Genomic DNA, 22,583 nt, shown 5'->3' with positions numbered 1-22,583 from the left:
GCCGTCCGCCGCCTGCGCCCCCTCGCCGGGGGATACGGTGGGGGTTCGCGGTATCCCTCGATGTCCGCCGACGGCGGACCAGTGATGTGAAGGGCAACAGTGTCTTCGTCGTCCTCCCCGCAACGTCCCGACCACCGTCCCCGGCACGGCTTCCTCGCCTGGGCCGTGTTCATCCTCGCCGTCGGATCGATGCTGGCCCTCATCGGCGGCTGTATGACGGTCCTGTACGCCCCACTCTTCACCGGGGGCTGAGGCCGACGGCCGCACGCCCTCGCGGGCGGGTCTCGGCCGCGCCCGCGAGGCGAGGGTCGGGTCACATCATCGAAATGTGCACGTGGTCGAAGTGGTTCTCGGTGATGCTGCCCCGGTCGGCCATGTCCCGCCAGCCCTCCCCGCTGCGGCGCACGTCCCAGATCTTCTGCCGGTAGATGATGTACATGACGCCGAGCCGCTCCGCGTTGTCCTGGGCGAACTCGGCGATGTCGTAGCCGCGGTCGATCTGCTCCTGTGAGGGCATCTCTCCCTCGTCGTTCACCATGAAGTCGCAGGCCCGGCCCTTGGGGTGCTCGCCAACGACGAAGCCCCCGTCCGGGCGGTAGCAGCCCACGCCGCCCTGCTCCTTCCCCTCCCCGAACTTCTCGATGATGATCTCCTTCATCTGCCGGGTGCGAGGGGTGAGGTTGTCCGGCGGGCCCATCTCCTGGGCGGGGTGCTTGGCGATGAGCTCCTGCACCTTCTCGCGGCGGCCCTCCAGCTCGTCGAGGTCCTCCTTGACCTTGGCGACCTTCTTCTCGGCGTTCTTCTGGGCCTTCTTGTCGCGGTCGATGGCCCGCCTCAAGCGGTCGATCTTGTCGCGTTGGCTGCTGGACAGGTGTCCGACCAGTGAGGCCTGGTCGATGACCTCCTGGGGGTCGTCCTCGACGAACAGGGAGAAGGCGGGGTCGATGCCGCCGCGCGTGTAGCTGGCCACGGCCAACTTGCGGACCTGGTCCTGGGCCGCGTCGACCTTCTCCTGGGTCTTCTTCGCTCGCTTCTCGGCCTTCTCGGCCTCCTCCATGACCCCCTCCATGTCGACGAGGTGGCCGCCGTACTCGTCGCCCAGCGCTTCAGCGCGCTCCTGCAGAGAGCTCAGGCTTTCCTGGGGCGCCACCGCGCCGTTGGCGGTGCTCGCCGTGAGCGGGGCCAGGCCGAGCGTGGCGGCCAGGGCCACCGCGGGCAGGGCGAGGCGGAGGCGACGCCGCGCCGTTGGAGACAGGAGGGTGGTGCCGACGTGTGGGTCGGCCGCCCAGAAGTCGGCGAAGTCGTCCGGTCCGGATGATCGGTCGGGCTCCACGTGGATCGCTCCTCGCTTCTCAGCCGACGTCCGAGGGAGGAGGCTCCTCCCTCGCGGAACGCGTCGGCTCTCGCATGGGGCCGGGACCGGGGCCGCGGTCCGCTCAGGGGCCGGTTTCCGGCGGCGAGTGTCGCTCCTCCTCGACCGCGCGGTCCGGCGTGACGCCCCAGGCACATTAAGGGAGTTCTGCCTGTTTGCCAATCGATTGATCGTGCTTGGGACGCTGTTTGAGTGTAAGCAAGGCCGAGACGGGTGTGGAGGACGTTCGTCGACTCCAGTGGCGGAACCCCCTGGGAACAGGGGGCTTCGGCTACAGAATCCGACAACTGTGGCGAATGTTACCCGCGATCCGGGCGAAACGGCCTATTTCACACCGCTCCGGTATGGTTTCGTAGAGGGCGTGAACACACTCGATCGTGGCAACGTGACCTCCCGCGCCTCCACGCGCGGCGGACGTCGGCGCTGCTCCATGCGGCACCTCTCGGGCGACGGCCGCTGTCGAATGTGTCGCTAGGCCTTTATCTCCCACCCGCACGCGTCCGCGCGCGCTTGCGCCGCTGTCCGGACCCGCAGGCGGACCGGCGGTCGCCGACCCTCCACTCGCAGCGGTACCGCCGACCGCCCCGGCGGACGCGCCGCCACGCCCGCGAACGCGCCGTACTCCCTAGGCTTTGACATGGGCATACGCCGCCCCGATCGGTTCGGCGTGCCCGCTGTCGGGCTCCCCGGCCGTGCCCGGCCACCGCCGGACGCCGCCGGACACCCCCAGGGAATTCTCCACCCGACCCACGAGGAAACCAGTGATAGAAGCTGTGGGCCTGCGCAAGGTCTACCGGTTGAAGGACCGCGAGGTACTCGCGCTCGACGACGTCGATCTCAACGTCCGCCAAGGCGAGATCTACGGCGTAGTGGGCCAGAGCGGCGCCGGCAAGAGCACCCTGCTCCGCTGCGTCAACCTCCTGGAACGCCCCACCCGCGGAACGGTGCGCGTCGACGGTGAGGACCTCACGGCGATGCGCCGCCCGGCCCAGCTGCGCGCGGCGCGGCGCCGCATCGGCATGGTGCACCAGCATTTCGCCCTTCTGTCCTCGCGCACCGTCGCGGGCAACGTCGCCTTCCCCCTGGAGGTCGCCGGTGTCGCGTCGTCGCGGCGCAAGCGCCGCGTCATGGAGCTCCTGGACCTCGTCGGACTGGCCGACCGGGCCCGCGCCTACCCCGCGCAGCTGTCCGGCGGGCAGAAGCAGCGTGTCGGCATCGCCCGAGCCCTCGCCTCCGACCCCAAGGTCCTGCTCAGCGACGAGGCCACCTCCGCCCTGGACCCCGCGACCACCGAGTCCATCCTGGAGCTGCTCCGCGACCTCAACCGCGAGCTTGGCCTGACCATCCTGCTCATCACCCACGAGATGGACGTGATCAAGCGGATCTGCGACTCCGCGGCCATCATGGAGGCCGGCGCCGTCCACGAGGCTGGGCGCGTGCTCGACCTCATCGGGACCCCGGGATCGCTGCTGGCCCGCTCGCTGTTCCCGCTACCGCCCACCGACGCCCCTGACGCGGTCGCCATCACCTACCCGCGCTCCTACGACGAGCCGCTGATGTCGGAGCTGACCCGCAAGTTCGACGTCGACGTCAACGTCCTGGGCGGCGCTGTGGAGACGGTCTCCGGCCAGTCCGTGGGACGGCTCAACGTGCAGGTCCGCGGCCTCAACCGGGACGCGGCCCTGGACTACCTGGACGGCAAGGGGCTCCTGGTGGAGGTGGCGGGACGATGACCTGGCTGAGCGAGCTCACCGAGCGGCTGCCGGAGATGTGGCCGGTCCTGTTGTTCGGCACCCTCGACACCCTCTACATGGTCCTGTGGGCCACCATCTTCAGCATCCTCGTGGGCCTGCCCCTGGGGGTGCTGCTCGTCACCACCGACCGCGGCGGCCTGACCCCCGCCCCCGTCCTACGGGCAGTCCTGAGCGCTGTTGTGAACATCGGCCGGTCGCTGCCGTTCATCGTGCTGATGGTGGCCGTCCTCGCACTGACCCGGCTGCTCACCGGCACGACCATCGGCCCGACCGCGGCCGTCGTCCCGCTGAGCATCGGTGCCATCCCGTTCTTCGCCCGCCTCGTCGAGACGTCGCTGCGCGAGGTCGACCGCGGCGTCGTCGAGGCGGCCCACGCCATGGGCACCCGGAAACTCACCATCGTCGGCAAGGTGCTGCTGCCCGAGGCCCTTCCCGGTCTGGTCGCCGGACTGGTCATGACGATCGTCGCGCTGGTCTCCTACTCGGCCATGGCCGGGGCGATCGGCGGCGGCGGACTCGGTGACGTCGCCATCCGCAAGGGCTACCAGCAGTTCGACGACTACTACCTGTGGGCGACGGTCGTGCTGCTGGTCATCGTCGTCCAGGCCGCCCAGAGCCTCGGCGACCTGCTGATCCGGCGGCTCTCCCACCGCTGACGCAGGCCGCCCGACCCGATCACTATCCCGTCCGACCCATCCGACACCGCAAGCGCCAACAGCAAGGAGCACCCACCGTGCGCAGAACTTGGGGAATCATCGCCGCCACGGCCCTGGCCACCACCCTCGCCGCGTGCGGAAGCCCCAGCGAGCTGGCTAAGGACAACGGTGACACGTCCGATCTGACCACCATCAAGGTCGGCGCGTCGCCGGTCCCGCACGCCAAAATCCTCCACTACGTGCAGGAAAACCTCGCCGCCGACGCCGGGCTGGACATCCAGGTCACCGAGTTCACCGACTACAACCAGCCCAACGCGGCGCTGACGCAAGGCGAGATCGACGCCAACTACTTCCAGACCAAGCCGTTCTTGCAGGAGTACCTCGACGGCAACAGCGACGCCGACCTGACCTGGGTCGACGACGTACACCTGGAGGCGTTCGGGCTCTACTCCGAATCGCTGGAGGAGATCGGGGACCTGGCGGACGGCGCCAAGATCGGCGTGCCCAACGACGCCTCCAACATGGGCCGCGCACTCAAGCTCCTCGCCGACAACGACCTGCTTACCCTCAAGGACGGCGCCGACAGCGCCGCCACGGTAGAGGACATCGAGGACAACCCCAGGAACCTGGACATCGTCCCGGTGGAGGCCGCGCAGCTGCCGCGCTCGCTGGCCGACGTCGACGCCGCCGTCGTCAACGGCAACTACGCGCTGGAGGCCGACCTGTCCGAGAGCGCCAACGTCTTGGCGTGGGAGGACACCAAGGACAACCCCTATGCCAACGGCCTGGTAGTGGCCGCCGACAAGGCCGACGACCCCGACATCGCCAAGCTCGACGAGCTGCTGCACAGCGACGAGGTCCGCACCTACATGGAGGACCAGTGGAAGGGCGTCGTCACCCCGATCGACGCCGACGCCGAGTAGCGGCTGACGCATGCACCACGGGCGCCCGCGCACCCCGCGCGGGCGCCCGCGGCTTTTGGCACCGGCCACCGCGGTTCGCGCCCGCGCCCACCTCCGATAGCGTGATCGCGAAGGCGGCGGTCAGCAGGGGGACCCCGCGGCGGAAAGGGCGGCAATGCACTGGGTCACCTACCTCTCGCCCAGCGGGGGCGCGGAGCGGACCGGAGTGATCGACGACGGCTGCGTCTTCGGCTACCCGGGGCCGGAAACCGTACCCGAGCTGCTGGCCGCGGGTGGCGACACCCTTAAGCACTCCTTCGACCGGGCGCTCGCTGACCCGGTGGAGATCATCGTGCGGTTCGAGGCCTGCCACTGCCCCCCGGTCCGCCCCGCACACCCCGTCCCCGCCCGGGTGGACGGCACGTGGACCGAAGTCGCGCCGGGTCTGGTGCGCGGAACCGACGACGGCGTGCTGCTCCCCGAGGGAACCGAAGCGCTGTCCGCTGCCGTGGGGGCGGCCGCCGTGTTCGACGCCCGCGGGGGACGCGCGGGTTCGACCCTGGCCTGCCTGTGGCGCACCCCCGAGCGGGCCCCAGCCGCGCTTACCCTGGGCCCGGCGATCGTCACCCCCGACGAACTCGGAGGGGGCGACCTCACGGTGACCGCGAGCGTCGGGGAGGAGGCCCTGGCTCGTGCCACCACCAGCGGGCCGCCGCGGCCGACCGACGGACCCACCGGCGATATCCGCGCCGACCTGCCCGCCGAGACGCGGTTGCTGGAATACGGCGAGGAGCTGTTCATCGACGGCGGCCCCTTGGGCATGTTCGAGATCCGCGTCGGCTCCGGCGCCTGACACGGCAAGGCGACGCGCGCGGCATCGCCGACGCCGGACACCGGCGGCCCCCTCCCCGTGTGCGAGGGCCCGGCGCCTCCGCCCGCCGCGCGGTCACCGTCCGGCGAACTCCCAGTGCCACGGCTCGAAACCGTTGCGGGCCCACGCCGGGTTCTCCCAGCCGTAGGCCGGCGCGTTGGCCAGCATCCACTCGTGCTCGACCGAGCCGTACTCATTGACGCCGCCGCACAGGTCCACCGCCCGGCCCAGGCCGTGCGTACTGGTGCCGGGGTGGGCCGCCATGCCCGCGGCCATCTCGCGGAAAAGGCGGACCTGCTCGTCGAGCGGGCGGTAGGAATCCGCCACGCACATCGGGCGGCCGAACCTGTCCTGGAACGCGCCGTCGAGCTCGATGAACGCCGCCGCCGCGTCGGCACGCAGCATCTCGCCGGGCTGGGGGAGCGGGCACAGGGCGGACCTCGGGATCCTCCCGTTGGCGTATTTGCTCAGGTCAACGCCGGTGCACAGGGAATCCGCGCCCCGCGCGTGCTGCCCCCGCCCGCCGATGCGGCTCCCCGGCGCGGCCGCCTGCTGTGCGCGCGCCAGCGCGCGGGTGCGCCGCTGCTCCCGGCCCGATCCGTCGCCCTGGGCGTGGCTGAGGCGCGTCTGCAGCCGCGACTGTCGCGCCAGGATGTCGGCGAACGCGTCCTCCTCCGCCTGGACGGCGTCGAACGCCTGCCTTTTCGCCGCGGCGGCGGCCTTGGTGGCCTCCTGTTGTTCCTCGGCCGCGGAGGCGGCCATGGACCGCAGGGTGTCGGCGGCGACGCCGGCCGCCTTTGCGCGCTTGAGGACCTGGCCGCGCCGGTCCCCGAGCAGCTTGATGTAGCCGGACCGGTCCAGGACTTCCTGGGGGCCGCCGGGCGTCGAGAACGCCACGGAGGGGTGCAGGTCGGCGCCCTTGTAGGCGGAGACCGCGTGCCGGACGGCGGCGTTTCTGGAGTCCGCGTGGCGTTCCCGCGCGCGGTCCGCGGCACGGCGGGCCGAGTCCAGCGCCTGTTCGGCGTCGTCCAGCCGCTCCTCCTCGTCCAGGTAGTCGAGGATGGCCTGGTCGGCGTCGGCGTACAGGTCGTCGAGCTGGGCGCGGACCGCGGCCAACCGCGCCTTGAGCGCGCCGACTGTGTCGTCGGCCCCGACTTCGGCTCGGGCTCCGATGTCGGCTTCCGTGTCCGGGTGTCCTCCCGCGCTCGCGGCGTCCCCCGCTCCGTCGGGGGGATCGGCGTACGCGGGCGCTCCGAGCGCCAGTGCCGCCGCGGCCGACAGCGGCACCACCAGGCCCGCACCGATAGCCATGGAACAGGCCGCGCGGACAAAGGAGGCCATCCCCGACCCACCTGGACGACTCAGTAACGTTTCCCACTGATTCACGAACGTTCCCCCCGAAACACACGTGCGCAGTAGTCACATTGACAGCCGGTACCACGTGTCGCCGAGTACGTCCGGGGCGTGTTCGAAAAGTTATCGATGCGTTGGGACTGGTGGGGCTCATGTGGCATGGCCTGCGGAATCGGCCCAACTGGGGGGATAATGCGGGCATCGGGAGCTATCCGCCCCAAGGGGATCGCGCGAGTGGGCGGATCGCGGGATCCGAGGTCTCTGTGTGGATTGATACGCTATCCACCTCACGTGCACCATTGATGGTTTATGGAGCACAACGCCTCTCACCCCTCATGAGGCGAGTCCCGGTGCGAAAGAGCCTCCCAGTTTCCTGCGCGCCGTCGTCGGCGACAGTAGGCCCGAGCGACTTTCCCGGCGTCACTCAGGGTTCTCCCAAGCGTGGCCGGACCCGACTACTCATGAGGGCCCACGTCCCATCACCCGAGGCGGTGACACGAAAGGTTGCGAGGGTCCGTGTCGACACGAGCGACAGAACATGGAGCCGGCGCCCCGACCGAGGAGCCGACGCACGACGTCGAAGCCGCGCCGAAGCGCCGCGTTCGCTGGTTCGCGCCACGTAACTGGCGAGTCCGCTCAAGGCTCGTCGCGCTGATCGTCATCCCCACCGCCGTCGCGCTGGTGCTGGGTGGGCTGCGGATCTCCGAAAGCGTCGTGAACACGGTCACCCACGACCGCATCAAGAGCACCGCGTCGCTGGGCGAGGCGGTCGTCAAGCTGGGCAACCGGCTGGGCCAGGAGCGATCGGCCAGCGCCGTCTACATCGCCGACGATCCCAACCCGGAAAAGCGCGACGAGAAGCTCCTGCGCGAACTACAGGACCGGATCCAGGAGACCAAGCAGGCCAAGCAGAAGGTCGACAGCGAGATCCAGGAGCTGGGCGCCCCCGGGACCGATCTGGGCCGCAACCGCATGTCCCAGATGCTGAACAACCTGGACAGCCTCGACACTGTGCGCAAGGAGGTCCAGGAGTCCCGCATCACGGTGCTGCCCGCCGCCACCAAGTACCGCCAGGTGATCAACTCCCTCACCGACTTCAATCAGACCATCGCCGAATCCACCGACGACACGGGTCTCCGCGAGAGCGTGCGCGCGATGACCGCTGTGAGCCGCGCCCGCGAGCACCTGTCGTATGAGTCGGCGCTCATGCTCCACTCGCTGATGCGCGGATCGATGTCCAGCGGTGTCCAGGAGGCCATCTCCAGCAGCCGGGCGCGCTACGACAACGAGATCCAGAACTTCACCGGTGCGGCCACGGTCGGCCAGCGCCAGATGTTCGACGACACGTTCAAGGGCCTTGACGTCAGCCGGATGGAGACCACCCGGCTGCGCGTCATGATGCGCCTGGAGACCGACCAGAAGCTCACCGGTGTCACGGAGAACGACGACGCGGACAGCTACGACAAGGCCGCCGGCTCCACCCTGAACAAGATGGAGAAGGTCGAGGAGAAGCTGGCGGGTTCGGTCGGCTCCCGGGCCTCCAGTCTCGAATCCGACGCCCTGTGGCGCGCCGTCGTGGAGACGCTGATCGTCCTGCTCGTGATCATGGCGGTCTTCGGCGTCACCTCGCTCGTCGTCCGCTCGCTGGTCCAGCCCCTGCGCCGACTCCGCGAGGGCGCCATCCGGATCGCCGAGGAGGACCTGCCCGACTCCATCACCCGGATGCAGGAGACCAGCTCCGCGCCCGAGGAGGTCACGGTCGCGCCCATCGAGGTCGGCACCGAGGACGAGATCGGCGAGGTCGCCCGCTCCTTCGACGAGGTCCACCGGGTGGCACTGCGCCTGGCCTCTGAGGAGGCCGCCCTGCGCAGCAACGTCAACGCGATGTTCGTCAACCTGTCCCGGCGCAGCCAGACGCTGGTGGAACGGCAGCTCCGGCTCATCGACGGCCTGGAGCAGAGCGAGCAGGACTCCGACCGGCTGTCGGACCTGTTCTCGCTGGACCACTTGGCCACCCGTATGCGCCGTAATAACGAGAACCTGCTCGTCCTCTCCGGCCAGGACAACACCCGCAAGTGGGCGCAGCCGGTGCCGCTGGTCGACGTGCTGCGGGCCGCCGCCTCCGAGGTGGAGCAGTACGAGCGCGTCAACGTCCGCGCCCCCTCCCACATCTCCGTGCTCGGCCGCCCCGTCAACGACGTCATCCACCTCGTCGCCGAGCTGGTGGAGAACGCAACCTCGTTCTCCCCCAACGACTCCGAGGTCTCGGTCGAGGCTGAAGCCCTCGACAACGGCGGCGTCCGGATCGAGGTCACCGACAGCGGCATCGGTATGGACGCCGATGAGCTCACCGAGATCAACGAGCGCCTCTCCCAGCCGCCCGTCATCGACGTGGCCGTCTCCCGCCGCATGGGCCTGTTCGTGGTCAGCCGCCTGGCGGCCCGCCACGGCATCCAGGTGCGGCTGCACCCGGCCCACAACGGCGGCATCACGGCCACCGCTGTCTTCCCCTCGGACCTGCTGATCACCCCGGTCGAGCCCGCCGGCGGCCAGCCGAGCGCCCTGCCGCCGGTCCCCGACACCTACGCCGAGGCCACGGCCGCCTTCGCGGCCAACCCCGCCCCCGCCGAACCCGGCGACATGTGGCAGACGGGCGACTCGGGCGAGGAGCGCGCCTCCGGGCTGCCCAAGCGGCAGCCCGGCGCCGGTGTCCGCTCCGACGAGCACCCGCCCAGCGGCGAGGACCTGTGGGGCGGCGCAGGGTGGAACACCCCACCGTCCACCCCGACGGACCCGCCGTCCCCGTCCCCGAGCACGCCCCCAACCTCCGAGCCCCCGGCGGTGCCGGAGGAGTGGCCCTCGACACCGTCCGCCGATTCCGCGTCCACCAGCGGACCGGGCACCGGGCCCCAGCTCCCGCGGGAGCGCCCCTCGCGATGGTCCGCGGACTCCTGGGCGGGCGACGCGTTCGGCGGCGATTCAACCACCTCCAGCTTCGACGCCTTCGGCGGCGACCGCCGCGGCACGGGCGACACCGGGGCGTTCCCGGCTGAGCCCGCGCAACCCGAGCGCCCAGTGCAGCCGCCCGCCGAACCGCCCTCCGCCGCGCCCGAGCCGCCCGCTGCGGCACCAGAGCCCCCCGCCCCGGGGTGGACCTCGGCCGGAGCCCCCGCGGGGACGGACGGGCCGGACCATTGGCGCGGCGAGCGCGAGCCGGTGGTCGACCCGTGGGCGCGCGGCCCAGAACAGGCCGCGCCGCACCCGGTGGCCGACCCCGATTCGCGCGAGGGCTACGGCTCCACCGCCTACCTGTCCCGCCGCTACGGCAGCGGGGGAGCGGGGCACAGCACCGTGGTTCCACCGTCGCCCGACGGCGGCGGCGAGGCGCTGCCGATCTTCGACGCGATCGAGTCGAACTGGTTCCGCCGCCGTAGCGGCGGTCCCACCGCGGCCGAGCCGGAGACCGGCCCGATGCCGCGAATGGACGAGGCGGGCAGCCCCGTCGCGGATGGGGCTGCGGCCGCTGCGACGCCGCAGGCCACCCCCGAGTCGTCGGCGCCGCAGGCGGCCGCTCCCGAGCAGCAGCCCGAGGACGAGTGGCGCTCGGACGCCGACCGCGGTTGGAAGGCCGCGCGCTCCGCGGCCGAGCCCATCGCGGGCGGGTTGACGTCATCGGGGTTGCCAAAACGCGTTCCCAAGGCAAACCTTGTGCCCGGTACGGTTCCCCAACCGGACAACGTTCGGCAGATCCCTTCCAGGTCCGCCGACCGGGTTCGAAACCGGTTCGCCGGCTTGCAGAGGGGTGTCCAGGAAGGGCGTCAGCAGGGTGGCGGTCGGTCGTCAGAGGAGAAATGAGCAGTGCCCAGTGCGACCGTGGCCGGTCACTATCCGGCCCGCTGCTTCCGGGCCCGCGGGCCCGGAGCGCGGGGCGGCGGAAGATCACGGATGGGGCATGAATTAGCATCATCCGCACTTCCAGGACATTCGTTCCCCATAAAGTCACTATCGAAGAACACTTGGCTGACTGGCGGCCCCTGCATGGGTGGCCCGCGCGAAGGCCGGGACGGACAGGAGAGCAGATGAGTCAACCGGTGAATGAGCTCAACTGGCTGATCACTGACTTCGCAAACCGCGTGCCGGACGTCGCCCACGCGATCGTCGTCTCCTCGGACGGGCTCCCGCTCGCGGCATCGTCGGGATTCCCCGCGGACCGGGCGGACCAGCTGGCGGCGATCGCCTCGGGGCTGTCCAGCCTGACCCAGGGTGCCTCGCGCGTCTTCGAAGGCGGGGCGGTCGCCCAGACGGTCGTCGAGATGGAGCGCGGGCTCCTGCTCATCATGTCGATCAGTGACGGGTCCTGCCTCGCCGCCCTTGCCTCGGCCAACTGCGACTTGGGGCTGGTCGCCTACGAGATGACCCTGCTCGTCGAGCGTACCGGGCGGGCACTGACTCCGGCGGCGCGTACCTCGTGAATCCACTGAACCACCACGGACAGGAGGAAGTGGTGGCACCTCACAGTAGAGATGCCGGGAGCGCCTCGTGGTTCGGACAGGAAGCCGTCAGTGGCTCCAGAGCGCTGGCGGACGGTCCGGGCGGAGATGTTCCACGACCTAGCCAGCAATCAGTCGACCAACAACCACGGCCGGCGGCCCCCAACGGCCCCAGCTCGCTGGTCCGGCCCTACGCTGTCACCAAGGGGCGGACCAAGCCGAAGTCCCAGCTGCCGCTGGAGGCCCTGATCTCAGCGACGGCGACGGCCCGCAACGAGCAGGGCACCCTGACCCCCGAGTGCCAGGCGATCAGTGACCTGTGCCGGGAGTGGCGCTCCGTGGCCGAGATCTCGGCGCTCCTGCGGATCCCGCTCGGTGTCGCCCGGGTGCTCGTCGCGGACATGTCGGAGCAGGGTCTTGTCCAGATCCGCTCGTCGCTCAACACCGACAGCCGGCCCAACGTCAACCTGCTTGAAAGGGTGCTCAGTGGACTTCGCAAGCTCTAGCGCGGCCGGTGAGGGCGGTGCTTCGGCGAGCGCGATGACGTCGGTCAAGATCGTCGTCGCCGGAGGCTTCGGTGTCGGTAAGACGACGTTCGTCGGCTCCGTTTCCGAGATCGTGCCGCTGACCACCGAAGCGGTCATGACCAGCGCGAGTGTCGGAGTCGACGACCTCGCCAAGACGCCGGACAAGCAGACCACCACCGTGGCCATGGACAATGGGGGAGCGGTCCGCCCTCCCCGTGACGTCCACCACCACCGCCGGGCCGCAGAACAGCTCCAGCGGCAGCTCCTCCAGCCGCGGCCCGTCGGCCAGGAAATGGAACGGGGCATCGGCGTGCGTCCCCGTGTGCGACGTCAGGTGCAGCTCCGTCGAGTTGACCCCCGCGTCGGCGATGGTCGCGGCCGACTCCAGCGACGGCTGCCGGTCCCCGGGGAAGACCTGCGTTTCCGGACCGACAGGACGGCTCAGATCGACGATTCGCGTCGCGCGCATGGTTAGCCTTCCCTTTTCACTTCACCGGTGTGGACCGGTCGTGCCCCGCACGGACCCCGTGCTCATCGGTGGCGCCGTCGCCACCGGGCCGCCGCCCGGCGGCCGTTCGGGCCTCCTCCGGGTTAGCAGACTAACGTGGGCCCACCAACGTGGGCAGGCCAACCTGGGGATGTGCGACGCGTGCCCGGACAGGGCAGGATGAACGGCGATGACTGAGAACGTTCCGCAGGGGCAGCCCGACCCCGGCACCAACGCCATGACCGACCGGTTCCACAACGTCGGGGAGCGCGTGCTGGACGCGCTGCTCGCCGAGTCTCCCGAATGGGCGAGCGAACTGGGCGACCACCGGTTCGCCGACCGGCTCACCGACCACTCCGCCGACGCCGACGCGCGCCGCGCCGGGATGCTCGGCGACGCCCTCGGCGCACTCGACGAGATCGACGACCTGCTGCTGCCCGCCGCCGACCGGGTGGACCTGGAGATGCTGCGCAACCGCGTCTCCGCCGACCTGTGGCGGCTCACCGAGCTGCGGCCGCACACCTGGGACCCCCTTCTCCAGCTGCCGGGCGACGCCCTCTACGGGCTCATCGTCCGCGCCTCCCAGCCCCTGGAGGAGCGCCTCACGGCCCTGGCCGCGCGCTGCGACGCCGTGCCGGACTTCCTCGCGACCGCGCGCACCCGCTTGGAGGGCGGCCCCGGCATGCCGCGCGTCCACGTGGAGACCGCCATCGCCCAGGCCGAGGGCGCGGTCGCGATGCTCGGCACCGAGGTCGACGCGCTGCTCGACGACGCCCCTGCCCTCCGGCCGCAGGTCGGCGCCGCGCGCGAGCGCGCCGTGGCCGCCATGCGCGAGCACATCGAGTGGCTCCGCTCGCGCCTCGACGGAGCCACCGCCGACCCCCGGCTCGGTGAGCGCGCGTATGCGGCGCAGCTGTGGTACACGCTCGACTCCGAGATCTCCCGCGACGCGCTACTGACCCGCGCCGAGAGCGACCTGCTGGCCACCGAGGAGGAGATCGCCGAGGCCGCCGCCGAGTACGACGGCACGCCCCGCTACCAGGGGCAGGTCCGCGCCGTCCTCGACCGGATCGCCGGCGCGACCGCCACCAGCGCCGACACCATCCGGCCGCTGGCCGAAGAGGCCTTGGAGCACCTCTTCGGCCGGACACAGGAGACCGACCTCGCCTCGATCCCCGGCCAGCAGGTGAAGGTCATCACCATGCCGGAGTCCCGGCGCGGCGTGGCCGTCGCCTACTGCGACCCGCCCGGCCCGCTGTCGCCGGCCCCCGGTGAGCCGACGCTCATCGCCGTCGCGCCCCCGCCCGCCGACTGGCCGACCGAGCGACAGGACTCCTTCTACCGCGAGTACAACGCCACCATGCTGCGCAACCTCATGGTGCACGAGGGCGTCCCCGGCCACGCCCTGCAGCTGGCGCACGCCACCGGATACGACGGCGGCACCCGCATCCGGCGCGCCCTGATGAGCGGCACGTTCGTCGAGGGCTGGGCCGTCTACACCGAGGAGGTCCTGGCCGGACACGGCTGGGCGGAAGGCGCCGACCGCGACAACCTCGCTTTACGGCTGATCCAGCTCAAGATGCGGCTGCGGATGATCATCAACGCGATCCTCGATGTGCGCACCCACGCCCTCGGGCTCACCGAGTCGGAGGCCATGGCGCTGCTCACCGAGCGCGGCCACCAGGAAGAGGGCGAGGCCGCCGGGAAGTGGCGCCGCGCCCAGCTGACCAGCGCCCAGCTGTCCACCTACTACGTGGGCTACCGCGAGGTCGCCGACCTCGCCCGGGACCTGAAGGAGGCGCGCCCCGACGCCCGCCCGCGGGAGATTCACGACGCGATGCTCGCCCACGGCTCCCCCTCCCCGCGCCACCTGCGCACCCTGCTGGGCCTGTGATCAACGACCGTGGCGGAACCGTGGCCTGCCCTGGCGCGCGGGACCGCGGGGGCCTCCTATGCTGGAAACCGCCAAGCAGCGGGAGAATGACCGCATGAGCGAATTTGATGAGGTGAGCGGGCGATGAGCGGGTCGGAGCGGGAGGACGTCGCGGGAGGCGCCATGGACCCCGACGGCTTCCAGCGCCTGTGGACACCGCACCGCATGGCCTACATCAAGGGCGACAAGCCCAAGACGTCGGCCGCCGGTGACGGCTGCCCGTTCTGCCGCGCCCCGGGGCTGCCGGACGAGGAAGGCCTCGTCGTGGCCCGCGGGAAGACCACGTTCGCGGTGCTCAACCTCTACCCCTACAACAGTGGGCACCTGCTGATCTGCCCCTACCGGCACGTCGCCGACTACACCGAGCTGGACGAGGCCGAGACCGCCGATCTCGCCGCGATGACCCAGGACGGCATCACCGCGCTGCGCCGGTCCGCCGGACCGCAGGGGTTCAACGTCGGGATGAACCTGGGCAGCCCCGCAGGCGCGGGCATCGCCGCGCACCTGCACCAGCACGTCGTTCCCCGCTGGGGAGGCGACACCAACTTCATGCCGGTGATCGGCCAGACCAAGGTGCTGCCGGAGATGCTGGCCCAGACCCGCGCGGCACTCGCCGAGCATTGGCCAGAACACTGACGACGGTCGGACGACGGAGGCGGCATGTCCACACCGGTGCTGGTTTTCGACGGCGACTGCGCCTTCTGCAGCTCGTGCGTGGAGTTCGCGCTGCGGCACGTGGTGCCCGACATCGTGGCCGTGCCCTTCCAGGACGGCGGCCTTTCCGATGAGCTGGCGAGCCGCGCCCAGAACGAGGTCCTCGTGCTGCACCCCGACGGGCGCCGCGTATGGGGCGGCATCGACGCCGTGGCCGTCCTCCTGCTCGCGTCGCCGCGCCGCGTGTGGCGACCGCTCGGCCTCCTGCTGCGAACCGGCCCGCTGCGGTCGGTGGGCGCCGTCGCCTACCGCTGGGTGGCGGCCAACCGCCACCGGATGCCGGGCGGGACCGCCGCCTGCCGGATCCGTCCGCCCGGGTGAGGAGACGCACGCGCACCACCCGGTGAGCGTGGCGCACCCCGCGTGTCACGGACCATCCGCTCTAGGATCTAGAGAAGTCATGCTGCGAATCCTGCGTCCTGCCGTCGCCCGAGTCACCCGCCCCGTGGGGCAGGGGCTCGCCCGGATCGGCCTCACCCCGAACATGGTCACCCTTATCGGGGCGATCGGTGTCGTCGTGAGCTCGATGTACTTCTACCCGCGCGGCGAACTCTACGTCGGCACCGTCGTCGTCACGGTGTTCGTGCTGTTCGACATGTTGGACGGGGCCGTGGCGCGCTCCACCGGCGCCGACAGCAAGTGGGGGGCCTTCCTCGACTCCACGCTCGACCGGCTCTCCGACGCCGCGATCTTCGCGGGACTGCTGTGGTGGTTCACCGGTGGGGGCAACGACCCGGTCCTGGCCGGGCTGACCCTGTTCTGCATGATCGCCGGGTTCGGGGTCTCCTACATCAAAGCCCGCGCCGAAGGACTGGGTGCCAACTGCGACGTGGGCATTGCCGAGCGCACGGAGCGCCTCATCCTCGTCCTCGTCGCCGCGGGGCTTGGCGGTCTGGGTGTCCCCTATGTCCTGGCGGGCGGCCTGTGGCTGCTGGCCGCGCTCAGCGCGGTCACCATCGCCCAGCGCCTGGTCGAGACGCGGGCCCGGCTGACCGCGCCGCCCCAGCACGCGGGCGACTCCGAGAACGCCTGACCCCCGTGTGACGGGCGCGCCCGCCCCCGACCGGTGGGCGCCCCCGCCACCCCTGGCACCTCGGCGGCCGGCCGGCGGTCCCGACGAGCGGCCCGACGACCCCCATGACGAGAGACGAGGCAGAAGCGGATATGGACGAACGGACCTCCGCGGCGGCCTTCACCGCGGGCTGGGCGCTGCTCCGCACGGTCCCCGAAGGGGCGGGGCGGCGCGTGTTCGACCGGATCGCCGACCACGCCTGGCGCAAGCGGATCGGCGGTGTCCGGCAGCTTGAGGCCAACCTGCGGCGGGTCGCCGGGCCCGACGCCACCCTGGCCCAGCTGCGCGCGCTCTCGCGCGCGACCATGCGCTCCTACATGCGCTACTACTACGAGATGTTCCGCCTGCCGGCGATGACCCGCGGCCAGGTCATGCGCCGTGTCGACGTGACCGGCCTGGAGAACGTCGAGACGAACCTCCGCCGCGGCCGGGGCGTCGTCGCCGCGCTGCCGCACATGGCCAACTACGACCTCGCCGGGGCGTGGATCGCGATGCACGGCATCCGGCCGACGACCGTGGCCCAGCGCGTCCGCCCCGAACGCCTCTTCCAGCGCTTCGTTGCCGCACGGGAGAGCATCGGCATCGAGGTGCTGCCGCTCACCGGCGGCGACGGCAACGCCTTCGGCACGCTCGCCCGGCGGCTGCGCGACGGCCGCCTGGTCTGCCTGCTCGCCGACCGCGACCTCACCCGCAACGGGATCGAGGTCGACTTCTTCGGCGAGGCGGCCCGCATGCCCGCGGGCCCGGCCGTGCTGGCCGAGCGCACCGGTGCCGCGCTGCTGCCGGTCTCCCTGTGGTACGACGGGGACACCATGCGCATCCGCGTCCACGAGGAGATCCCCGTGCCCGAGGAGGGCGACCGCGCCGCCAAGGTCCGGGCCATGACGCAGCGGCTGGCCGGGGAGTTCGAGGGCGTGATCGCCGAACACCCGGAGAACTGGCACATGCTGCAGCGCGTATTCGCCGCGGACCTCGACGACCTCGCCGACCCGGACCGTACCGGGGCCGCGGACGCCACCGGCCGCGCCGCGACGGTCGCCCCGTGCGCCGCCCCCTCCCCAACGACGCCCGACACGGGCGCTCATCGCGCGCCTGGCGGGTGCCACGCGACTACGGTGGACACAGCCCCCGACGTGTCGGCGGATCCGGCCCCGCCGCGCGATGACGACGTCGGCCGGAGGCGGTGACGCGATGCGCGTAGGCCTGGTCTGCCCCTACACGTGGGAAGTCCCCGGGGGTGTTCAGCAGCATGTGGGCGACCTCGCCGAAACCCTCATGGAGCTCGGCCACGAGGTCTCCGTTCTGACCCCGTGCGACTCCGACGCCGAACTGCCCGCCCACATCGTCCCCGCCGGACGCGCCGTCCCCGTGCCCTACAACGGGTCGGTGGCGCGGCTCGCGTTCGGCTTCCGTGTCGCCGCCCGCGTGCGGCGCTGGATCCGCGAGGGCGAGTTCGACGTCCTGCACGTCCACGAACCCGCCGCCCCCAGTCTGTCCCTGCTGGCCTGCTGGGTGGCCGACGGCCCGATCGTCGCCACCTTCCACACCTCCAACCCCCGCTCCCGGGCGATGTCGGTCTCGGCCGCCGCCCTGCGCACCGCCCTGGAGAAGATCAGCGGCCGGATCGCCGTGTCGGATTCCGCCCGGAAAACGCTCGTCGAACACCTCGGCGGCGACGCGGTCCTCATCCCCAACGGGGTCGCGGTCCAGCGCTTCGAGAAGGCCGAACCGCTGGACGGCTGGCCGGGGCCGGGCGGCGCGATCGGCTTCGTGGGCCGTCTCGACGAACCGCGCAAGGGCCTGGGGGTGCTGCTGGAAGCGTTCACCACCCTGGGCCGCCAACGCGAGGGGCTGCGCCTCCTCGTCGCCGGACCCGGCGACGCCGACGAGGCGCTCAGCCGCCTCCCGGCGGACCTGCGGGACCGCGTGGAGATGCTGGGACGCGTCGACGACGAGGACAAGATCCGCGCCTACCACTCGGTCGACCTGTTCTGCGCGCCCAACCTGGGCGGGGAGAGCTTCGGCATCGTGCTCACCGAGGCGATGTCGGCGGGAGCCGCCATCCTGGCCAGCGACATCCCCGCGTTCCGGCAGGTGCTGCGCGGTGGCGAGGCCGGCCACCTGTTCGCCGCCGGCGACCCCGCCGCCCTGGCCGGGGGCGCCGCCGAGCTGCTCGACTCTCCGTCGCGCCGCCGCTCCCTGTCGGCGTCGGCGCGCGCCGCGGTGCGCGGCTACGACTGGCGCACCGTGGCCGAGGATGTGCTGCGGGTGTACGAGACCGTCCTGGCCGGTGCCGCCACCGGTCCGGTGACGGCGGGACGGCGAGAGGAGGCGTAGGGCGGATGGCCGAGCTGCTGGCTGCCGTGTCCGTGGTCTTCGCGCTGCTGGTGCTGTCGGGCTTCTACCTGTCCTGGCGGGCCGGACGGCTGGACCGGCTGCACACCCGCGTCGAGACGGCGCAGGCGGCCCTGGACGCCGCGCTGGAGCGCCGCGGCGCGGTCGTGCTGGAGCTCGCCTCCGCGGCCGAACTGGAGCCAGCCTCCTCGGTGCTGCTGGCCGACGCCGCGGGCAAGGCGCGCCGGGCCACCGACCGCGCCGCGCGGGAGCTGGCCGAGAGCAACCTGTCGCGGGCGTTGCGCGCGGTGGTGGACCAGCCCGGCTTCACCGAGGCCATGGCGGCGGGTCGCGACCCCGCCGGCGACGACCTGCTGGCCGAGGTCGAGGCCGCGGCCAAGCGTGTCCACCTGGCGCGGCGCTTCTACAACGACGGCGTCGCGAGCATCCGCGAGGCCCGATCCAGCCGTCTGGTCAGCGTCTTCCGGCTGGCCGGGCACGCGCCCATGCCGGAGTTCTTCGAGATGGACGACGAGCCCCCGGCCTGGGGGCGCGGGGCCTGAGGCGCGGCTCCGGGGAGGCGGGGCAGGACAGAGTGTCGAGCACCGTAGGCGAAAGGCGCCGAAATGTCCTGAGAAAGGTGGGGAGGAGAGGATCTAGTATGGGGAGTGAAGAAGCCCGGATGCGGACCAGTCTCGGCGCATCGCGGGCGGGTAATCCCCTCTCCGCTGAAGAACTTGGGAGTCCGCCACCGTGGCCAACACCGTTGAGAACTCGACCGAGAGCACCGTGGGTACCACCCGCGTCAAGCGCGGCATGGCAGAGCAGCTCAAGAACGGCGTGATCATGGACGTGGTCACCCCGGAGCAGGCCAAGATCGCCGAGGACGCCGGTGCCGTCGCGGTCATGGCCCTGGAGCGCGTCCCCGCCGACATCCGCAAGGACGGCGGAGTGGCCCGGATGTCCGACCCGGACATGATCGACGGCATCGTCGAGGCCGTCTCCATCCCGGTCATGGCCAAGGCCCGTATCGGTCACTTCGTCGAGGCGCAGGTCCTGCAGTCCCTGGGTGTCGACTTCATCGACGAGTCGGAGGTCCTCACCCCGGCCGACGAGGCCCACCACATCGACAAGTGGGCCTTCACCGTTCCGTTCGTCTGCGGCGCCACCAACATCGGCGAGGCACTGCGCCGCATCGCCGAGGGCGCGGCCATGATCCGCTCCAAGGGCGAGGCCGGGACCGGCAACGTAGTCGAGGCCACCCGGCACATGCGGTCCATCCGCTCCGAGATCAAGCGCCTGGGCACCCTCGACGAGGCCGAGCTGTTCGGCGCGGCCAAGGAGATGCGGGCGCCGTACGACATCGTCAAGGAGGTCGCGCGCCTGGGCAAGCTCCCGGTCCCGCTGTTCTCCGCCGGCGGCGTGGCCACCCCGGCCGACGCGGCCCTGATGCGCCAGCTCGGCGCCGAGAGCGTCTTCGTCGGCTCCGGCATCTTCAAGTCGGGCGACCCGGCCAAACGCGCCGACGCCATCGTGCAGGCCACGCTGCACTACAACGACCCCGAGGTCATCGCCAAGGTCTCCCGCGGCCTGGGCGGTGCCATGGTCGGTATCAACCTCGACGAGCTCGACGAGACCCAGCGCTACGCCGGGCGCGGTTGGTAGCCGGCCACCGTTTTCCGCGTCGGCGCGACCGGCGCCGCACCGAGGCCGACCGCCGCCGGCCGTCCCCGGGCGGCGCGTCCGGCTCTGTGCCCAGGTCCGCGATCCGGCGGCCGGAGCAGAAACCCTCAGCCCGGCCGCCATGTGTCGTGTCCGGATCGCCAGAGCATCTAGGCTGGTGAATTGGGCAGCCGGACACAGCGTGCCCCGGCCCACGCCCCAGCACCGTGAATTCCGAGCGAGGTAGTTCGTTGACCGCCACACCCACCATCGGGGTCCTCGCCCTCCAGGGCGACACCGCCGAACACCTGCGTGTCCTCGAAGGGCTCGGCGTCCCCGCGCGCCCGGTCCTGCGTCCCGAGGAACTCGACGAGGTCGACGGCCTGGTCCTCCCTGGTGGAGAGTCGACCACGATGTCCAAGCTCGCGGTGCGCTACGAGCTGATGGAACCGATGCGCAAGCGCATCCACGAAGGGCTGCCCGCCTACGGTACGTGCGCGGGGATGATCCTGCTGGCCGACCGCATCCTGGACGGCGCCGCGGACCAGGAGACCGTCGGCGGGATCGACATGACGGTGCGGCGCAACGCCTTCGGTCGGCAGACCGAGTCCTTCGAGTCGCCGATCGAGATCGCGGGGGTCGACGGAGGGCCGCTGGAGGCGGTGTTCATCCGGGCGCCCTGGGTCGAGTCCGTCAGCGCCGACGTCGACGTGATCGGCCAGGTCACCCACGGAGAACGCGCCGGTAGGATCGTCGCGGTCCGACAGGGGGGCCTGCTGGCCACGTCATTCCATCCCGAACTCACCGGGGACGCGCGTATCCACCGGCTCTTCGTCGACATGGTGAAAGGAAACGCATGAGCGGCCACTCCAAGTGGGCCACCACGAAGCACAAGAAAGCCGTCATCGACGCCAAGCGAGGCAAGCTCTTCGCCAAGCTGGTCAAGAACGTCGAGGTGGCCGCGCGTACTGGTGGTGGCGACCCGGATGGCAACCCGACGCTGTTCGACGCCATCCAGAAGGCGAAGAAGAACTCGGTGCCGCTGGACAACATCGAGCGCGCGCGCAAGCGCGGTTCCGGTGAGGAGGCCGGTGGGGCCAACTGGGAAACCGTCATGTACGAGGGCTACGCCCCCGGCGGCGTGGCGCTGCTCGTCGAGTGCCTCACCGACAACCGCAACCGCGCGGCCTCCGAGGTACGCGTCGCGGTCACTCGCAACGGCGGTTCCATGGCCGACGCCGGTTCGGTGTCCTACCTGTTCAGCCGCAAGGGCGTGGTGATCGTCCCCAAGGACGGCACCACCGAGGACGACGTCACGCTCGCTGTGCTGGAGGCCGGTGCCGAGGACGTCAACGACCTGGGCGAGTCCTTCGAGGTCGTCTGCGAGGCCACCGACCTGGTGGACGTCCGCACGGCCCTGCAGGAGGCCGGTATCGACTACGAGTCGGCCGAAACCTCGTTCCTGCCGAGCATGGAGGTGCCCGTGGGCGAGGACGACGCCAAGAAGGTGATGCGCGTCGTCGACGCCCTTGAGGACTCCGACGACGTACAGAACGTGTACACCAACGCCGACATCCCGGACGAGATCATGGCGAAGATCGGCTGACCGACGGCCGAGCGCACACCCCGTCCGTCCTTCCGCCTCGGGCCCCGCTGTTCGCAGCGGGGCCCGAGGCGTTGCCGCTTCCGCCACGCTTACGCCCCGCGCCCCGCTCCCCCGGACCGGGGGAGCGGTGCCATGGGGTTACGGCCTGGGCGTGCGTCGTGACCGCAGCGGGGGCCGATATGGTGGGCGACGCTGAATCGCGGCCGCCGTGTCCATCGGCCGCGGCGTCCGCAGTCCCCCTCCGAACGACGATGAGGAACCAAGGCTGATGAATGCCCCCGGCGACTACCCCTACGACCCATCCCAGCAGTACGGGTACCACCAGCAGCCACCGCCCGGCGGCCCCGGCGCACCACCGCCCGGCGGTGCCTACGGGCCGGGTGCCCCGCCCCCGCCGCCGGGCGCGCCCGGGCAGCGCATGCCGACGGAGAAGGGCTTCTTCGGGTCGCTGTTCGACTTCTCCTTCCGGGAGTTCGTCACCTCCAAGGTCATCAAGCTGCTGTACGTCCTCTGGCTGGTGCTGATCGGCATCTTCACCCTGAGCGGCGTCATCACCTCGTTCACCATCATGGCGATCGAGCCCCTCAGCGGGTTCCTCGCCCTGCTCGGTGCCGTCCTCGGCGGTGCGATCGCCGTGCTCATCACCCGCGTCGGCCTCGAACTGCTCATCGTCGTCTTCCGCATCAGTGAGGACCTCTCAGCCATCCGCAAGCGCGGCGGCTTCTAGCTTGTTGTTTTACCTGCTTGCTTGTGTCCAGGGCGGCTTGTAGTGCCCGTTTTGTTCTTCTTCGGGACGCCGTAGCGGGGTGCGGGACGCTTGTTCGGGCTCCCCGCAGGGCGCCCGGGACCC

The 22,583-nt window shown here is 71.1% G+C and carries 21 protein-coding genes and 2 pseudogenes; 20 read left to right on the top strand and 3 right to left on the bottom strand.

Features of this window, described 5'->3' with window-relative positions; all coding sequences use genetic code 11:
• Positions 1 to 99: 99 nt before the first annotated feature.
• Complete coding sequence (locus tag ABD259_RS08125; RefSeq protein ID WP_344105587.1) at positions 100 to 252, top strand: hypothetical protein; 153 nt, start codon at positions 100 to 102, stop codon at positions 250 to 252.
• A 61-nt stretch (positions 253 to 313) separates the two neighbouring features.
• Here the strand turns inward: ABD259_RS08125 and ABD259_RS08120 are convergent, their stop codons facing one another.
• Positions 314 to 1,333 (bottom strand): coiled-coil domain-containing protein, encoded by a 1,020-nt coding sequence (locus ABD259_RS08120; RefSeq protein WP_344105585.1) that lies wholly within the window; start codon positions 1,331 to 1,333, stop codon positions 314 to 316.
• Positions 1,334 to 2,145: 812 nt separating this feature from the next.
• Between ABD259_RS08120 and ABD259_RS08115 the strand changes: the two genes are divergently transcribed.
• From ABD259_RS08115 to ABD259_RS08100, 4 genes are all read left to right on the top strand, one after another.
• The gene (locus tag ABD259_RS08115) at positions 2,146 to 3,105 is read left to right on the top strand and encodes a methionine ABC transporter ATP-binding protein (RefSeq protein ID WP_344105679.1); all 960 of its coding nucleotides are present in this window, start codon (positions 2,146 to 2,148) and stop codon (positions 3,103 to 3,105) included.
• Positions 3,102 to 3,782, top strand: a complete 681-nt coding sequence (locus ABD259_RS08110) for a methionine ABC transporter permease (protein WP_344105582.1) — start codon at positions 3,102 to 3,104, stop codon at positions 3,780 to 3,782. Before ABD259_RS08115 ends, ABD259_RS08110 begins: the two co-directional genes overlap by 4 nt.
• Before the next feature lie 77 nt (positions 3,783 to 3,859).
• Positions 3,860 to 4,705, top strand: coding sequence for a MetQ/NlpA family ABC transporter substrate-binding protein (locus ABD259_RS08105; protein WP_344161260.1), 846 nt, complete (start codon positions 3,860 to 3,862; stop codon positions 4,703 to 4,705).
• 154 nt (positions 4,706 to 4,859) lie between these two features.
• Positions 4,860 to 5,537, top strand: a complete 678-nt coding sequence (locus tag ABD259_RS08100) for a hypothetical protein (RefSeq protein ID WP_344161257.1) — start codon at positions 4,860 to 4,862, stop codon at positions 5,535 to 5,537.
• A gap of 93 nt (positions 5,538 to 5,630) precedes the next feature.
• Here ABD259_RS08100 and ABD259_RS08095 read toward each other — a convergent pair whose 3' ends face one another.
• Complete coding sequence (locus tag ABD259_RS08095) at positions 5,631 to 6,896, bottom strand: D-alanyl-D-alanine carboxypeptidase family protein (RefSeq protein WP_344161255.1); 1,266 nt, start codon at positions 6,894 to 6,896, stop codon at positions 5,631 to 5,633.
• A 528-nt stretch (positions 6,897 to 7,424) separates the two neighbouring features.
• Between ABD259_RS08095 and ABD259_RS08090 the strand changes: the two genes are divergently transcribed.
• The 4 genes and pseudogenes from ABD259_RS08090 to ABD259_RS08075 all read left to right on the top strand — a co-directional run.
• On the top strand, positions 7,425 to 10,763 hold the full coding sequence (locus tag ABD259_RS08090; protein WP_344161252.1) for a sensor histidine kinase: 3,339 nt from the start codon (positions 7,425 to 7,427) through the stop codon (positions 10,761 to 10,763).
• A 224-nt stretch (positions 10,764 to 10,987) separates the two neighbouring features.
• A complete protein-coding gene (locus tag ABD259_RS08085) occupies positions 10,988 to 11,380 on the top strand; it encodes a roadblock/LC7 domain-containing protein (protein WP_026125892.1) in 393 nt (130 codons plus the stop codon).
• A gap of 32 nt (positions 11,381 to 11,412) precedes the next feature.
• Positions 11,413 to 11,904, top strand: coding sequence for a DUF742 domain-containing protein (locus tag ABD259_RS08080; RefSeq protein ID WP_412759426.1), 492 nt, complete (start codon positions 11,413 to 11,415; stop codon positions 11,902 to 11,904).
• Between the two features lie 34 nt (positions 11,905 to 11,938).
• Positions 11,939 to 12,121, top strand: a pseudogene (locus ABD259_RS08075) (ATP/GTP-binding protein); the annotation flags it as partial.
• Positions 12,122 to 12,187: 66 nt separating this feature from the next.
• On the opposite strand, the pseudogene ABD259_RS08070 reads toward ABD259_RS08075, so the two are convergent.
• A pseudogene (locus tag ABD259_RS08070) lies at positions 12,188 to 12,394 on the bottom strand (cyclase family protein); the annotation flags it as partial.
• Between the two features lie 208 nt (positions 12,395 to 12,602).
• On the opposite strand from ABD259_RS08070, the gene ABD259_RS08065 reads away from it, so the two are divergent.
• From ABD259_RS08065 to ABD259_RS08015, 11 genes are all read left to right on the top strand, one after another.
• Positions 12,603 to 14,306, top strand: coding sequence for a DUF885 domain-containing protein (locus ABD259_RS08065; protein ID WP_344105564.1), 1,704 nt, complete (start codon positions 12,603 to 12,605; stop codon positions 14,304 to 14,306).
• Between the two features lie 123 nt (positions 14,307 to 14,429).
• The gene (locus ABD259_RS08060; RefSeq protein WP_344105562.1) at positions 14,430 to 14,981 is read left to right on the top strand and encodes an HIT family protein; all 552 of its coding nucleotides are present in this window, start codon (positions 14,430 to 14,432) and stop codon (positions 14,979 to 14,981) included.
• A 24-nt stretch (positions 14,982 to 15,005) separates the two neighbouring features.
• Positions 15,006 to 15,380 carry a thiol-disulfide oxidoreductase DCC family protein gene (locus ABD259_RS08055; protein WP_344105560.1) on the top strand — a complete coding sequence of 125 codons (375 nt, stop codon included), beginning with the start codon at positions 15,006 to 15,008 and terminating at the stop codon, positions 15,378 to 15,380.
• A 79-nt stretch (positions 15,381 to 15,459) separates the two neighbouring features.
• Complete coding sequence (gene pgsA / locus ABD259_RS08050) at positions 15,460 to 16,092, top strand: phosphatidylinositol phosphate synthase (RefSeq protein ID WP_344105558.1); 633 nt, start codon at positions 15,460 to 15,462, stop codon at positions 16,090 to 16,092.
• A gap of 131 nt (positions 16,093 to 16,223) precedes the next feature.
• Positions 16,224 to 17,318, top strand: coding sequence for a phosphatidylinositol mannoside acyltransferase (locus ABD259_RS08045; protein ID WP_344161249.1), 1,095 nt, complete (start codon positions 16,224 to 16,226; stop codon positions 17,316 to 17,318).
• Between the two features lie 4 nt (positions 17,319 to 17,322).
• Entirely contained in the window at positions 17,323 to 18,468 is a 1,146-nt protein-coding gene (locus ABD259_RS08040; protein ID WP_344161246.1) for a glycosyltransferase family 4 protein, read from the top strand.
• 5 nt (positions 18,469 to 18,473) lie between these two features.
• Positions 18,474 to 19,028: a LemA family protein gene (locus ABD259_RS08035; RefSeq protein ID WP_344105552.1), complete on the top strand. Its 555-nt coding sequence runs from the start codon at positions 18,474 to 18,476 to the stop codon at positions 19,026 to 19,028.
• A gap of 190 nt (positions 19,029 to 19,218) precedes the next feature.
• Positions 19,219 to 20,130 (top strand): pyridoxal 5'-phosphate synthase lyase subunit PdxS, encoded by a 912-nt coding sequence (gene pdxS, locus ABD259_RS08030; RefSeq protein WP_344105550.1) that lies wholly within the window; start codon positions 19,219 to 19,221, stop codon positions 20,128 to 20,130.
• Between the two features lie 248 nt (positions 20,131 to 20,378).
• The gene (pdxT, locus tag ABD259_RS08025; RefSeq protein ID WP_344105548.1) at positions 20,379 to 20,987 is read left to right on the top strand and encodes a pyridoxal 5'-phosphate synthase glutaminase subunit PdxT; all 609 of its coding nucleotides are present in this window, start codon (positions 20,379 to 20,381) and stop codon (positions 20,985 to 20,987) included.
• Entirely contained in the window at positions 20,984 to 21,733 is a 750-nt protein-coding gene (locus tag ABD259_RS08020) for a YebC/PmpR family DNA-binding transcriptional regulator (RefSeq protein WP_344105546.1), read from the top strand. Before pdxT ends, ABD259_RS08020 begins: the two co-directional genes overlap by 4 nt.
• Positions 21,734 to 22,001: 268 nt before the next feature.
• Positions 22,002 to 22,460, top strand: coding sequence for a DUF4282 domain-containing protein (locus tag ABD259_RS08015; RefSeq protein ID WP_344105544.1), 459 nt, complete (start codon positions 22,002 to 22,004; stop codon positions 22,458 to 22,460).
• The last annotated feature ends 123 nt before the right edge of the window (positions 22,461 to 22,583 follow it).

This window comes from Nocardiopsis rhodophaea (genome assembly GCF_039530945.1).
Lineage (GTDB): Bacteria > Actinomycetota > Actinomycetes > Streptosporangiales > Streptosporangiaceae > Nocardiopsis_C > Nocardiopsis_C rhodophaea.
Note: the sequence above shows the minus strand (reverse complement) of the source record. Positions and strands in the feature narration are given on the sequence as shown.